The 14,239-nt window shown below is 67.7% G+C and carries 13 protein-coding genes and 1 riboswitch; of the genes, 5 read left to right on the forward strand and 8 right to left on the reverse strand.

Annotated elements, in window-relative coordinates; genetic code table 11:
- Nucleotides 1-225: 225 nt before the first annotated feature.
- From LGY53_RS43170 to LGY53_RS43180, 3 genes are all read left to right on the forward strand, one after another.
- Nucleotides 226-1,839, forward strand: coding sequence for a VWA domain-containing protein (locus LGY53_RS43170; RefSeq protein WP_225732467.1), 1,614 nt, complete (start codon nucleotides 226-228; stop codon nucleotides 1,837-1,839).
- 63 nt (nucleotides 1,840-1,902) lie between these two features.
- A complete protein-coding gene (locus tag LGY53_RS43175) occupies nucleotides 1,903-2,223 on the forward strand; it encodes a helix-turn-helix transcriptional regulator (RefSeq protein ID WP_225732468.1) in 321 nt (106 codons plus the stop codon).
- A complete protein-coding gene (locus tag LGY53_RS43180; protein WP_225732469.1) occupies nucleotides 2,220-2,699 on the forward strand; it encodes an SRPBCC family protein in 480 nt (159 codons plus the stop codon). The genes LGY53_RS43175 and LGY53_RS43180 overlap by 4 nt, the downstream gene beginning before the upstream one ends.
- A 49-nt stretch (nucleotides 2,700-2,748) precedes the next feature.
- On the opposite strand, the gene gcvP is transcribed toward LGY53_RS43180, so the two are convergent.
- Nucleotides 2,749-5,496, reverse strand: coding sequence for an aminomethyl-transferring glycine dehydrogenase (gene gcvP / locus LGY53_RS43185; RefSeq protein WP_374111326.1), 2,748 nt, complete (start codon nucleotides 5,494-5,496; stop codon nucleotides 2,749-2,751).
- 213 nt (nucleotides 5,497-5,709) lie between these two features.
- Nucleotides 5,710-5,812: riboswitch (glycine riboswitch) on the reverse strand.
- A gap of 88 nt (nucleotides 5,813-5,900) precedes the next feature.
- A complete protein-coding gene (locus tag LGY53_RS43190; RefSeq protein ID WP_225732471.1) occupies nucleotides 5,901-7,253 on the reverse strand; it encodes a M14 family zinc carboxypeptidase in 1,353 nt (450 codons plus the stop codon).
- A 126-nt stretch (nucleotides 7,254-7,379) separates the two neighbouring features.
- Between LGY53_RS43190 and LGY53_RS43195 the strand changes: the two genes are divergently transcribed.
- The gene (locus LGY53_RS43195) at nucleotides 7,380-7,994 is read left to right on the forward strand and encodes a TetR/AcrR family transcriptional regulator (protein WP_225732472.1); all 615 of its coding nucleotides are present in this window, start codon (nucleotides 7,380-7,382) and stop codon (nucleotides 7,992-7,994) included.
- A gap of 35 nt (nucleotides 7,995-8,029) precedes the next feature.
- Here LGY53_RS43195 and LGY53_RS43200 read toward each other — a convergent pair whose 3' ends face one another.
- The 6 genes from LGY53_RS43200 to LGY53_RS43225 form a co-directional block, all read right to left on the reverse strand.
- Nucleotides 8,030-8,626: a MerR family transcriptional regulator gene (locus LGY53_RS43200; RefSeq protein ID WP_167474721.1), complete on the reverse strand. Its 597-nt coding sequence runs from the start codon at nucleotides 8,624-8,626 to the stop codon at nucleotides 8,030-8,032.
- A gap of 256 nt (nucleotides 8,627-8,882) precedes the next feature.
- The gene (locus LGY53_RS43205) at nucleotides 8,883-9,356 is read right to left on the reverse strand and encodes a bifunctional nuclease family protein (protein WP_225732473.1); all 474 of its coding nucleotides are present in this window, start codon (nucleotides 9,354-9,356) and stop codon (nucleotides 8,883-8,885) included.
- 243 nt (nucleotides 9,357-9,599) lie between these two features.
- Nucleotides 9,600-10,385, reverse strand: coding sequence for a MerR family transcriptional regulator (locus LGY53_RS43210; RefSeq protein WP_167479360.1), 786 nt, complete (start codon nucleotides 10,383-10,385; stop codon nucleotides 9,600-9,602).
- A gap of 88 nt (nucleotides 10,386-10,473) precedes the next feature.
- Complete coding sequence (garA, locus tag LGY53_RS43215) at nucleotides 10,474-10,959, reverse strand: glycogen accumulation regulator GarA (RefSeq protein ID WP_167474719.1); 486 nt, start codon at nucleotides 10,957-10,959, stop codon at nucleotides 10,474-10,476.
- 165 nt (nucleotides 10,960-11,124) lie between these two features.
- Complete coding sequence (gene gcvH / locus LGY53_RS43220) at nucleotides 11,125-11,523, reverse strand: glycine cleavage system protein GcvH (RefSeq protein ID WP_225732474.1); 399 nt, start codon at nucleotides 11,521-11,523, stop codon at nucleotides 11,125-11,127.
- Between the two features lie 44 nt (nucleotides 11,524-11,567).
- Nucleotides 11,568-12,200: a CDP-alcohol phosphatidyltransferase family protein gene (locus LGY53_RS43225; protein ID WP_225732477.1), complete on the reverse strand. Its 633-nt coding sequence runs from the start codon at nucleotides 12,198-12,200 to the stop codon at nucleotides 11,568-11,570.
- A 214-nt stretch (nucleotides 12,201-12,414) separates the two neighbouring features.
- On the opposite strand from LGY53_RS43225, the gene LGY53_RS43230 reads away from it, so the two are divergent.
- Nucleotides 12,415-14,127 (forward strand): GMC oxidoreductase, encoded by a 1,713-nt coding sequence (locus LGY53_RS43230; protein WP_225732475.1) that lies wholly within the window; start codon nucleotides 12,415-12,417, stop codon nucleotides 14,125-14,127.
- Nucleotides 14,128-14,239 lie beyond the last annotated feature (112 nt).

Raw genomic sequence — 14,239 nt, forward strand, 5'->3', positions numbered from 1 at the left:
TGGGGGGGGGGGGGGGGCCGTCCCCTTTCCCGGGGTGCGCTTTGTTCCCGCGCGGGGGGGGGGCGCCCGGGGGGGGGGGGGGGGGGGGCCCCCGCGCCGAGGATCCGCTCGTCACGGGCCACTCGGCCGATCCGCTAATGCTGGGTGAACCTACACTGTTGCACCGTGGGCACACATCGCAGCGGAGCCAGGTCCCGAGGTATCAGCAAAGGTCCGGTTATCGCAGTGGTGGCCATACTGCTACTCGCGGTGGCGGTTTTCGGCTGGTTCTGGTTGCGGGACCAGGCGGCGAACAACGACCGGTCGGCCGCGGCCGAATGCGTCGAGGGGCCCGCGACGCTCTACGTCACCGTCGATCCGGATATCGCGGGCCCGGTGCGCGCCGCCGCGGACAAATACAACGCGACCAAGCCGAAGGTCCGCGACCATTGCGCGCAGGTGCAGGTGACGGCCCGCCCGTCCGCCGGTATGGTCGCCGCCTTCACCTCCGGCAAGCCGTGGGATCCCGCGCTCGGACCCGAACCCGCGCTGTGGATCGCCGACTCCAGCCGCTCGATCGAATCGATGCGGGTGCCGGGGCTCATCGAGGGCGCCCCGGCCTCCGTGGCGTCGAGCCCGATCGTCATCGCGGTCCCCGATGAGCTGCGAAAAGCCTTGGAGCAGGCCAAGATCACCTGGTCGGATCTGCCGAGGCTGCAACAGGGGTCGCTGAGCGATATCGGCCTGCCCGGCTGGTCCGGGCTGCGGCTGGCGCTGCCGCAGGGCGACGCCACCGTCGCCGCGCTCGCCGCGGTGGGCTCCGCGGTGTCGGGGGCCGATCCGCTGTCCGAGGCGGCCGCGCAGTCCGGACAGGTGGTGTCCGCCATCTCCGAGCTGGCCGCGAACGCGCCCGATTCGACCGACACCGCCGGCGCGCTCACCGCGCTCACCGGCGGCGGGCAACCGCAGAACGCCCCGATCCACGCCGTCGCCGCCACCGAACAGCAGGTGAAAGCCCTTGCCGGACCGGCGGAATTCAAACCGGCGGGCGCCGCGCCGATCGCCGATTACCCGGCCGCGGTGATGTCGGGCCCGTGGGTGGACAAGACGCAGAATCTCATCGCGGGCGTATTCGCCGACTATTTGCGCGCCCCCGAACAGGCGCAGGCCTTCACCGCCGCCGGCTTCGCGGCGCCCGCGCCGAATGTCCCGGTGCCGCCGCGCCCCGCACTGGACAAGGTGCGCGCCACCCTGGCCAACCCGGTGCTCGGCGTGCAGTCGACGGTGCTGCTCGACGTCTCCGCATCGATGTCGGCCACCGACGGCTCGGCCACCAAACTCGCCAACGTCGTCGGCGCACTGCATTCCACGATCAACGTGATGCCACCGGATTTCGGGCTCGGTATCTGGACCTACGGCAAGAACCTCGACGGCACCACGCCGTACAAGGTGCAGGTGGCCACCGCGCCGCTCACCGCGACTCAGCGCGGATCCGTCACCACCGCGCTCAACGCCGTGCACGCCGCCGAACTCAAAGGGGATCAGGCGTATCCGACGCTGGTCGCCGCGTATCGCAGCGCGATCACCAATTACACGGCGGGACGGACGAATTCGATCCTGCTCATCACCGACGGCCCGAACGACGACTCGCCGGTCACCGGCGCCGAACTGCTCGCCGATATCGCCGCGGCCACCGATCCGGCCCATCCGGTGCGAGTGGATGTCATCGTGATCGGCGGCCAGGGCACCGACACGCTCCAGACGCTCGCGCAGCGGACTCACGGCGCATACACCCGGCTGGCCTCCTCCGACGACATCGCGTTCGGCACCGCCGTGGTCAACGCGCTGACCAAGCCGTAAACCGCGCACACATCCGCCGCGCGCCCTGGACAACCCATATGCGTAAGCCTAGACTTACGGTTCGTGGAGACTTACCGAGGTAAGGCGCTCGACGCGCTGGGCGACCCGACCCGGCGGGCGATCTTCGAGCGGCTCGGCAAGGGCGCATGCGCGGTCGGCGAACTGGCGAGCGAACTGCCGGTGAGCAGACCGGCGGTATCGCAGCACCTCAAGGTGCTCAAGGAGGCCGGGTTGGTGATCGACGAGGCGATCGGCACCAGGCGGGTGTACCGGCTGAATCCGCAGGGCATCGACGCGCTCCGGGCGTACTTCACGCAGTTCTGGTCGACGGCCATGTCGGCCTTTCAGCAACAGGTGAACCAGCGAGAAAAGGACCAACAATGACACAGCAGTTGAGCGACAAGGAGATTCGCGTCGAATTCACCGTCGACGCCCCACCCGAACGGGCATACGAGGTGTTCACCACCGGCATCGACAGTTGGTGGCCGCGCGGCCATCACATCGGCAAGGGACAGCTCGCCGAGGAAGTCATCGAACCACGCGCGGGCGGGCGGTGTTTCGGCCGCGAAGCCGATGGCACCGAATGCGCATGGGGCACCGTGCTGGCGTGGGAGCCGCCGCGCCACTTCGCGTTCTCCTGGGAGATCGGCCTGGATTGGCAGCACGATCCGGATCCGGCGCATGCCAGCCGGGTCGATGTCACCTTCGAACCGCTCGAGCCCGGCCGCACCGCCGTGACCCTGGTCCATTCGGGATTCGAGAACCACGGCAAGGGCTGGGAGTCCATGCGCGACAGCGTCGGCGGCGAGGGCGGTTGGCCCGGTATGGCGAACACCTACGCCGAGGCGGCAGCCGCCTGAGCGGGAGTGTTCCGGCGCACGGAAGGGAAGCCGTGCGCCGGAACACGATTCACTCCGCGTAGGCGTCCAGCGGCGGGCAGGAGCAGACCAGATTCCGGTCGCCGTACGCGCCGTCGATCCGGCGCACCGCGGGCCACACCTTGGCCCGTGCGTGCCCGAGACCCCTTGGGTAGACGGCGGTTTCGCGGCTGTACGGGTGGTTCCACTCCCCTACCAGGCAGGCCGCGGTGTGCGGCGCTCCGCGCAGCGGGTTGTCCTCCGCGGGCCAGACACCGGCGCCGACCTGATCGATCTCCTTGCGGATCGCGATCATCGCATCGATGAATTCGTCGATCTCGGCCAGGTTTTCGCTCTCGGTGGGCTCGACCATCAGGGTGCCCGCCACCGGGAAGCTCATGGTGGGCGCGTGGAAACCGTAGTCGGCCAAGCGCTTTGCCACATCGTCGACGGTGACGCCGGTCTGCTTGGTGATCTCGCGCAGATCCAGGATGCACTCGTGCGCGACCATCCCGTTCTCGCCGGTGTACAGCACCGGGAAGTGCTCGTCGAGCCTGCGCGCGATGTAGTTGGCCGAGGCGATCGCCGAGAGGCTGGCCCTGCGCAGGCCGTCGGCGCCCATCATCCGGATGTAGGCCCAGGTGATCGGCAGGATCGACGCCGAACCGTACTTCGCCGCCGAGACCGCGTGCGAATCCCGTTCCAGCGGATCGCCGGGCAGGTACGGCGCCAGATGCGCGCGCACCGCCACCGGGCCGACGCCGGGCCCGCCGCCGCCGTGCGGGATGCAGAAGGTCTTGTGCAGGTTCAGGTGGCTGACGTCGCCGCCGAATTTACCCGGACGGGCAAGTCCGACAAGGGCGTTCAGATTCGCGCCGTCGACGTACACCTGGCCGCCCGCCTCGTGCACCAGCGCGCACAGCTCGGCCACCTCGTGCTCGTACACGCCGTGGGTGGAGGGGTAGGTGATCATGATGCAGGCCAGCCGGTCGGCGTGGTCGGCGATCTTGGCGCGCAGGTCGTCGAGGTCGACATCGCCGTTGTCGCGGCACTTGACCACCTCCACCCGCAGCCCGGCCATCGCCGCCGACGCCGCGTTGGTGCCGTGTGCGCTGGACGGGATGAGGCAGGTGTCGCGGTGCGCGTCACCGCGATCCAGATGATAGCGGCGGATGGCGAGCAGGCCCGCGTACTCGCCCTGGCTGCCCGCGTTCGGCTGCAGGCTCACCGAATCGTAGCCGGTGATGGCCGAAAGCCAATTCTCCAGGTCCGCAATGACTTTCAGCAGGCCGGGGGCGTCGTCGACCGGCGCGTACGGATGCACCCGCGCGAAGCCGGGCCAGGTGATGGCCTCCATCTCCGCGGTGGCGTTCAGCTTCATGGTGCAGGAACCGAGCGGAATCATGCTGCGGTCCAAGGCGATATCCTTATCCGAGAGCGAACGCAGATAGCGCAGCATCGCGGTCTCGGTGTGGTACCGGGTGAACGCCGGATGGGTCAGGAATTCCGAGGTCCGGGTCTCGACGACCGCGCCCGCCTCGGGCGGGCCGGAAGGCACCGCCGCGCCGAAGGATTCGAGTACGGCCGCGACATGCGCCGCCGTGGTCGCCTCGTCGCAGGCGACGCCGACGTGATCGGCGTCCACCAGCCGCAGGTTGATGCCGCGCGACTTCGCCTTGGCCACAACGGCTTCCGCCACGCCGGGCACCTGCACCAGCACCGTGTCGAAGAAGTTGCCGTGCAGCACCGCCTCGCCGAGTCCGCTCGCGATGGCCGCGGCGTGCCCGTGCACCCGGCGCGCGATGGCGCGCAACCCGTCGGCGCCGTGGTAGCTCGCGTACATGGCGGCGACGATGGCCAGAAGCACCTGTGCGGTACAGATATTCGAGGTGGCCTTCTCGCGCCGGATGTGCTGCTCACGGGTCTGCAGCGCGAGGCGGTAGGCCACATCACCGTCGGCGTCCACCGAAACGCCGACAAGGCGGCCGGGCAGCTGACGCGCATGCGCCTGGCGCACCGCGAGATAACCGGCGTGCGGGCCGCCGAAGCCGAGCGGCACACCGAAACGCTGTGTGGTGCCGAAACATACGTCGGCGCCCTGTTCGCCCGGCGGCGTGATCAGCGTCATCGCAAGCAGATCCGCACCCGCCGCCACCAGCGCGCCGCGCTCGTGCGCCGCCGCGATCACCGCGGTCCAGTCGACGACGCGGCCGGACGCGCCCGGCGTCTGCACCAGCACACCGAAGAATTCACCGTCCGGCAGGCCGCCATCGGCCAGCTCGGTCTCGACGATTTCGATGCCGAGCGGTTCGGCCCTGGTGTACAGCACGGTTTTGGTCTGCGGGAACAGGTCGGTGTCGATCACCAGCCGCGCCGACTTGGACCGCCCGGCCCGCCGCAGCAGCGTCATCGCCTCGGCGGCCGCGGTGGCCTCGTCGAGCATGGACGCGTTCGCCACGTCCATACCGGTCAGGTCCGACACCATGGTCTGGAAGTTGAGCAGCGCCTCCAACCTGCCCTGGCTGATCTCCGGCTGGTACGGGGTGTAAGCGGTGTACCAGGCCGGATTCTCCAGCAGGTTGCGCACCAGCACCGGCGGGGTGAGGGTGTCGTAGTAGCCGAGCCCGATCATCGAGGTGGCGACGGTATTGGCGTGCGCGAGGCCGGCGAGTTCGGCGAGCACCTCGTGTTCGGTTGCCGCGGGCGGCAGCGCGGCCAGTCCGGAGCCGTCGAGAATGGTGGCGGGCAGCGCGGCGGCGGCCAGCTCGTCGAGCGAGCCGACACCGACCACGGGCAGCATCGTGTCGAGTTCGGACCGGTCGGGTCCGATGTGGCGGTCGGCGAAGGAACGGGTCACGGCAGCTCCCAATGGTCGGGCGGGTCGACCGCAGGGGTCGACGGGTACCAGCCCTCCCCCTCTGTCGTGGGCGCCTGAGAGATTCGGGAGCTATCCCTTTCCCCATGGGCGGGCGACTCCGCATATGCTTGCGGGCCACCGCTTTCCAGAGGCGTCGAAGTCCGCACGGTCCCTGTTGCCTGAGAGATTGACGGGGAGGTGCTGCTCCTTCGGCGCCCGGACTTCTTGTGGAGGTCCGGAACTCTCCCGCGCGACGTACGACGCACCGCCAGTTTATGCCGAGCGTCCGGAATTCCACTCGCTCGGGGCAACCTGTGTCGCGTGCGTCACAGCGCCGCGACACCGATTCAAATCGGCAGACCGTCGCGCAGGCGCAGGGCCGCCGTGACGATCGCACCGGCCTGGATCGCGACCAGCCGCTCCACCGGCACCGGCTCGCCCGGCGCGCGCCGCTCGATCTCGGCGCACCAGCCGTCGAAGATCGCCCCGAATCGCGCGCGCTCCGCGACCGCCGCGGCGCTGCCCTCGGCGATCAACCCGTCGAGCAGACGTAGCAGCAGGCCACCGAGCCGCAACCGGAACATGCCGAGCCAGGAATACTCCTCGGTGAATGCCTCACCGCGGGTCGCGAACCGATCCTGGTCCGGCGCGGCCTCTTTCACCTCGGCGATGCCGGGCAGCGCGGTCACCATGGCGCGCGCCGCGCGCTCGAACGGGCTGGCGCCGGTCAGCTCCGCGGCGACGCCCACCAGCACCGCGCCGCCGACCCGGGCCAGCTCGCGATACGCGGCGGCGCATTCGGCATTGACCTCGCGCAGCACGCGATCGGTCGGGGTGTCATCGGTGATCCGGGGATCAAGGAATAGCGGCACCTCGCAAACCAGCACGGCCGCACCGTATTTCGCGCCGTAGTCGCGGCAGCCGCCGCCACCGAGCGCGGCCACCGGCTCCACTCCGGCGGCGACCAGCGTCTCGGCCATGGTCTCGAAGGTCGGCACCTGGTAGACGCCGGTGGTCCACCGTTTGGCGCCGGGCGCGTCGGGATCGCCGCCGTGCACCGGAATTCCGGACACGGTCAGCAGCTCGGTGAGCTCGGCCCAGTACGACTCGTCCCCACCCGAGGTGTAGAAGAACCCGCCGCCGAAATCGGAATTGTGCAGCGAGGCGATGAGCGCGGGCCGGATCTCGTCGATCAATGTCATCAGCGCCCTGGTCTCGGGCAGCGGCGCACCGACCGTCGCGCCCCGCCAGGCCACCGGGAACGCCCATTCGGGCTGTTCGGTCACCGGGGGCCGGTAGAACTCGCGCGCCAGCCGGGTGCGGGTGAGCGGTCCAGCGAACCAGCCCTCGTTCAGCCGGGTGCCATCCGGATCGACGCACGGCACGAAGTACCAGGTGGCACCGAGCGTCAGCGCCTCGTCGGCGATCATCCTGCCGAGCAGATGCCGGATGGTGGCCATGCCGATCGGCTCGTTCGGATGCGGATTGCCGAAGACCGCGATCCGGCGCTCCCCCGAACCGACGCGGACCGAGCGGATCGGATCACCATTGCGGGAGGTACCGATCTCGGCGACCGCCACCCGGTGCGGATATGCGAGCGCCAGCTCGTCGATGTAGGCATTCAGCTCGTCCACCGTCGGAAACGATCCGATGCGGTCCACCGATCCGGCGATCCTGCCGACTTCGTCCAACCCGGTCATCTCGACCCTTCAGATAATTCTGTTATTTTAATAATGACGTTATCACGGTTCACCCGGGCGCACCCGGCAAACTGGGCGCATCAACGGATAATGTTGTTACTTGAATAATCGCGTTATCATAACCCGATGCGACGTGCCGAGATAACGGAGAAGAATCGAAAAGCGTTGATAGAGGCCGCAATCGCCGACATCGCCGAGCACGGCTACCAGGCGGCGCGGCTGGGCGCGCTGGCCGAGCGCGCCGGTCTCACCACCGGCGCGGTCTATTCGATCTTCGGCAGTAAACGGGCCCTGCTGGTGGCCGCGACCAGGCAGCTGGTGACCGAATTCCATGCGACCCTCGAACCACTCGCCGATCCGGCGCTCTCGCTCACCGAGGTGCTGCGCGGCTACGCGGCCGCGATGCTCGGGCACACCGGAACGAGCCGCGCCAGGAAGCGCTTCACCTTCGAACTCGAATCGCTGACCGCCGCGCTGCGCGACGACGAGTTGCGCGCCGAGCTGGAATCCCAGTCGCCGCAGGCGATTCCGGCGCTGACACGACTACTGACCGACCGTGTCATCGATTCCGGCGCGACGCCGACGGATGCGCACACCACCCCCGAGCAGGCCGCGCGACTGGCGGCGGCGGTTCAGGCGCTACTATCCGGCTTCGCGCAGCACTGCATCGTCACGCGCTCCGAAATCGACCACGACTACGCAGCAGAGAGCGCGGTCGCACTGACCGCGCTCATCGACTGAATTACCTTGTGCCCATTATCTTGTGCCCAGCGCAGTCAGCCCGTCTTGCGATTCATCCGCGCCTTGCGCCGGTAGGCCAACTCGTCCTCCGGGCGCTCGGTGGCCACGGAGGCCCGCTCGGCCGGGAAATTGGCGATGGCGCCGGTCAATTCGCGCATCGCACCGCTGACCGCGATACCGAAGACGCCCTGCCCGCCCTGCAGTAAATCGACGACCTCCTCTGGCGAGGTGCACTCGTACACCGAGGTGCCGTCCGAGAACAGCGTGATACCGGCCAGATCCTGTACGCCGCGGCTGCGCAGATGGTCCACCGCGATGCGGATGTTCTGCAGTGAAATGCCCGCGTCCAGCAGCCTTTTCACGATCTTCAGCACCAGGATGTCCTTGAACGAGTACAGGCGCTGGCTACCCGAACCCGCGGCGCCGCGGATCGACGGCACCACCAGACCGGTACGCGCCCAATAATCGAGTTGCCGGTAGGTGATCCCGGCCACCTGGCATGCGCTTGGGACGCGGTAGCCGACCAGATCGTCGGGCACCGAGTCGTCCGGGAACAGGCCTGGCTGTACCTCAAAGCCCTGCGATTGCTCTGCCACTGACCACTCCCTTGCTTCGCCGACGCCTAGCCTCATCGATGACCCGGCTCCGTGCCGACCACGTATCGGTAGTCGAAAACGGACGTGGCCCAACTGTCGAGATTACTCCCCTCGATTGTCCTGGGAGCGGCATCATCCGACCAAACGCGACGCGCGGTAAAAGTCTAGACCCTTGCTTGAGAGCTTGGGCATTTCGCGTGGAACCCACGCACCGGGCCGGAATCGGGTGAGCGTCAAGCCGTAAACAGCACCGCATCCCGGCACGGTGGCCGGGATGCGGTGTGGCGGCGGACTAACTGTCGGTCGCCTTGAAGTCGTCCGGGGAGACCGATTCCAGGAACTCCTTGAACTTCTCCACCTCGTCCTCGCGCTCGTCCGGCATCACCAGCCCGGCCTCCTTCAGCACCGGCTCCTCGGCATAGATCGGGCAACCGACCCGCAAGGCGATCGCTACCGAATCCGACGGCCGCGCCGAGACATGCAGATCGTTCTCGAAAACCAGATCCGCGTAGAAGGTGCCCTCTTGCAGATCGACGATCCGCACCTCCTTGAGGGTGTGCCCCAGCTCGGTGATCAGGATCTTGATCAGGTCGTGGGTCAGCGGGCGGATGGGGGTCACCCCCTCCTGCTCGAGCACGATCGCGGTCGCCTCGGCCTGCCCGATCCAGATCGGCAGATACCGATCACCTGCCACCTCACGGAGCAACAGCACGGGCTGGTTCTGTGGCTGCTCGACACGAATGCCGATAACGCGCATCTCACTCATCGCCATGCCTCCCAATCCTCACCAGCCGCCCGGCATCACCGCCTGCGCGGGCTCGCCGTACCACGAGTCTAGGCGAACTCGGATGGGTGCAGCGATCCGTGTACATCCCCGAAACCGGCGTGTTGTCGAGGGGTTATCCGAGTCCGGAATTCCGAGCGCCCCGTGTCCGGAATTCCGGGCACCGCATAGCCGTTCGGAAACGCGGCGCCGTTCGGAAACTCGCGCGGAGATGTCCGACCTACCTCAGCCGCCGAGCGCGGCGCGCACCGAAGCCTTCACCAGTGCGGCGTGCAGGTTCAGCGACAGCGCGGCCAACTCACGCACCGTCTCCTCGGCCCTGGCCCGCGCGTCGGCGTCGCGGCTCTTCGCGATCGGGGCGGCGATCTGCGCGACCAGCGCGGCCTCCCGATCGGCGGCAAGTTTGAAGGCGCGCAAATGCCTTGCCTCCAAACCGAATTCAGACATCGACCGGGCCGTCTTCGCCAGCGTCACCGCGTCGGCGTCGAAGAAGCCCGCGGCGCCCGGCGTGATCAGATTCGCCCGGATCAGGTCGTTGAGGAACTTCTCATCGATCTCGGCCTGCGCCAGCAAATCCGCACGGGTGAGCCGGATTTCATGATCGAAACGGAGCTCATCCGGCGAGATCTCACCCGGCACGACGCCGAGCCTACGCGGAACTCGGCCATTCGGCTCGGTATCGGTGTGCCCGGAATCCGTTGCCAGACCGGATTCCGGCACCCCGACGCGGCCGGAATGCGCTCGGGCACGGGCCTCCCGCACCCCGAGCGTCGCGGCGCCGCTGTCGATCGCCTCCAGCTGTTCCTTGATCACCTTCAACGGCAGGTACTGATCGCGCTGTGCGGTCAGCACGAACCGGAGCCGCTCGCAGTCGGCCACCGAGAAACGGCGGTACCCCGACGGCGTGCGCTCCGGCCGGATCAGCCCCTCCGATTCCAGGAATCGGATCTTGGAGATGGTGATATCCGGAAAATCGGGTCGCAGCAGGTCGAGCACGGAGCCGATCGACATGCCTCCGCGCGCCCACTGCGCCGCACCGGTCACAGCACTGAGCCTTTACTGACGGTCATATTCGTCATCAGCCCCAGCGCCGGCGTGCTCATAGGCCGCCCGCACCCGCCGCCGAATCGGACGCCGATGCCTTCGGTCCGGTCAGGAACACCAACCGGAACTTGCCGATCTGCACCTCGTCCCCGTTCTGCAGCTCCGAGGAGTCCACCGGTTCCCGGTTGACGTAGGTGCCGTTCAGGCTGCCCACATCGACAACCTGGAACGAATCGTCGTCCTGCCGGAATTCGGCATGCCTGCGGCTGACCGTGACGTCGTCGAGAAAGATGTCACTGTCGGGGTGGCGGCCCGCCGACGTGGTCGGCTGGTCCAGCAGGAAGCGCGAGCCCGCGTTCGGGCCCCGCTTGACGACCAAGAGGGCAGCGCCAACGGGCAGACCCTCGACCCCTTGGACCGGCTGTTCGCCGGCCTGCTCTCCGGAGCGCGACGCGTCGACCTCGTTCAGGAAATCCGCGCGGAAGACCGACGTCGTCTCGGCCGCGGTCTCCTGGTAACCCGGGTCTTTGTTCTCGCTCACCGTTTCTCTCCTCCTCGAACCTGATTATCCATGCAAGCAGGTGATGCCTTCGCCGACACGACCTGTCGTGTCGCTAGATTCCGGCCCCTGACTGCCGGCACATCTGTTGGCATTGACCGTACCCTGCCAGGGCGTACCCGTGCAGGTAGAACAGGGAAGGCCGATTCAGCCCCCGATAACTCCTTGATAACCTGCCGCATCCAGCAGTTCACCGAGGGTGGCATCGAGCCCGGCGGCGTCCGCCACCTCGAGTTCGAACAGCCAACCCTCGCCGTACGGATCTGTGTTCAGCGTCTCCGGTGCGCCGGTCAGAATGTCGTTCACCGCAACGACTTTCGCGGCCAGCGGAGCGTAGATGTCGGAGACGCTCTTGGTGGATTCGACCTCGGCGATGCTGTCGCCGACCGCGGCATCCCGGTCCACATCGGGCAGCTGCACGAACACAACGTCACCGAGTTGGGACTGGGCGTAATCGGTGATGCCGACACGAACCCGGTTCGGGGCGATCCGCTGCACCCATTCATGTTCCTCGGTGTAGCGCAGATCCTCGGGGGTCTGGGTCACAGGCCGTCCTTTCGCGTTGTGAACGTTGCACGCAACTCTAATCATTACCGGGTGTGGTGTGGCACAGGCGGTATCGCTCGCGCGACCGCCAGCGCCTTCCACAGATAGAGGGCGCCGGTCCAGACGTACACCGCGGTACCCCAGACCAGCAACGCCCCGCCGAAGGCCCGTCCGAAACCCGCTGCGGCCCAATCCATCTGGCCCGCCAGCAGCCACGGCAGGGCGGACATCAGCGCGAAGGTCGCCGCCTTGCCGAGGTAGATCACCTCGGGCGGGGACAGCTCGCGACGCCGGTAGATCGACAGCGTGAGGGTGAGCACCGCGTCGCGGCCGACCAGGATCACCGCGACCCACCACGGCAGCAGCCCGCGAATGACGAACGCCGCCAGCGTCGTCACCAGGTACAGCCGGTCGACGAACGGGTCGAGCAGTGCGCCCAGCCGGGACGACTGATCGAGCAGCCGCGCCAGCTTGCCGTCGAGGAAGTCGGTGACGCCGCTGAGCACCAGCAGCGTGAACGCCCAGCCGTCGGCGCGCTCGACCAGCAGCAGCCACAGGAACAGCGGCACGCCGAGCAGCCGCAGCACGCTCAGCACGTTCGGCACGGTGAGGATGCGGTCGGCGAAGACGCTCCCGGATTCGGTCGGCACAGCCCCGGTCTTACCGCACCGGCTCATCGCCCGCCACAGCGGCACTGTCTTTTCCGGGTCGGGGGCCGGGCGCTCCGCCGTCGAACAACTCGCCGACTTCCTCCGCGCCGGGGCTGGCGCGCGCCGTAGACCCTGTTGTGAAATGAATTCGGTCGCATTTGGCGAGATGACAGAATGAGTGTGAAATCATCTCACCAAATCGGCCCGAATCGAAGCGAGCCGTTGGACCGAGGGAGAAGGCATGCCCGAATTCGACTACGACGTGGTGGTGATCGGCTCCGGATTCGGCGGCAGCGTCAGCGCGCTGCGGCTCACCGAGAAGGGGTATCGGGTCGGCGTGCTCGAGGCGGGCAGGCGCTGGCCCGCCGAGGCCATACCGCGCACGAATTGGAATGTGCGCAAATCGATTTGGGCACCGCGGCTGGGACTCACCGGACCGCAGCGGATCAGCGTGCTCGGCAAGTGCGCGGTGTTCTCCGGCGCGGGCGTCGGCGGCGGATCGCTGATCTACGGCAACACCCTCTACGAACCGTTGCCGAACTTCTACACCGATAAGCAGTGGGCGCACATCACCGACTGGAAATCCGAGCTGGCGCCGTACTACGACCAGGCGAAACGGATGCTCGGCGTGGCACCGAACCCCCGGATGACCCCGGCCGACGAGGTCATCAAGGAGATCGCCGACGATCTCGGCGTCGGCGACACCTTCCACCCGACCAATGTCGGCGTGTTCTTCAACGAGGCCGATCCCGGCACCGAGGTGGACGATCCGTACTTCGGCGGCGCCGGGCCGCGCAGGCGCGGCTGCGTGCACTGCGCGCGCTGCTTCACCGGGTGCCCGCACAACGCGAAGAACACCACCACGACCAATTACCTGTACCTCGCCGAACAGGCCGGGGCCGAGGTGCATCCGCTCACCACCGCAGTTGCGGTGCGGCCTCTTTCCGGCGGCGGCTACGCGATCGACACGCAGCGATCGGATCGCTGGATTCGCAAGCAGCGCAAGACATTCACCGCGGAACAGGTGGTGTTCGCCGGGGCCGCGCTCGGCACCCAGAAGCTGCTGCACAAGATGCGCGACGAGCAGGTGCTGCCCGAATTGTCGCCCAGGCTGGGCGAATTGACGCGCAGCAACTCCGAGGCGATCTTGAACGTGGTCAGCAGGACCCGCACGGATTTCGCGGAGGGCATCGCGATCACCTCGTCGATCCATCCCGAGTCCGACACCCACATCGAGGTCTGTCACTACGGGGCGGGCCAGAACGCGCTCTTCCCGCTCTCGGCCCCGATCGTGGACGGCGGGGCGTACCGGTTCCTGCGCTTCCTGCTGGCAATGCTGTTGCACCCCTTGGTCTTCCTGCGCAGCCTCAATGCCCACCGGGCCTCGGAGAAGTCGGTGATCCTGCTGGTGATGCAGTCGCTGGACAACTCGCTCACCTCCTACCGCAAGCGCGGGCGGCTCAAGACCAGGCAGGGCACCGGCGAACCGAATCCGACCTGGATTCCGTTGGCGCACGACGTCGGACGGCGATTCGGCGCCAAGGTGAAGGGCGATGTGCACGGGCTGGTGATGGACGTGTTCAACATTCCGGCCACCGCGCACTACATCGGCGGCTGTGTGATCGGCGACAGCGCCGACACCGGCGTCGTCGACCCGTATCAGCGGGTGTACGGGTATCCGGGGCTGCACATCGCGGACGGTTCGGCGGTGACGGCCAACCTCGGCGTGAACCCCTCGCTCACCATCACGGCACAGGCGGAGCGGGCAATGGCGTTCTGGCCCAACAAGAACGAGGCCGATCCTCGGCCGGAGTTGGGTGCTGGGTATCAGCGGATCTCACCGGTGAAGCCGAACCGGCCAGTGGTTCCCGACACCGCACCGGGCGCGCTGATACTGCCGATCACGCCCGTCGACACGGCGACGGCCGCCGAAGATCCGCTGGCAGCCAAGTAAATCTGCCTCGCAAGATAGCGACCGACTGAACCACCCGGGAGCGAGTCTTACGAGCGACGTTCGCGGCCCGTCTCGCGTCTCAGCGGTCGAAGCGCATGCGCCGCAGGCGCGA

The organism is Nocardia sp. JCM 34519.1 (assembly GCF_020361265.1).
Classification (GTDB): domain Bacteria; phylum Actinomycetota; class Actinomycetes; order Mycobacteriales; family Mycobacteriaceae; genus Nocardia; species Nocardia arthritidis_A.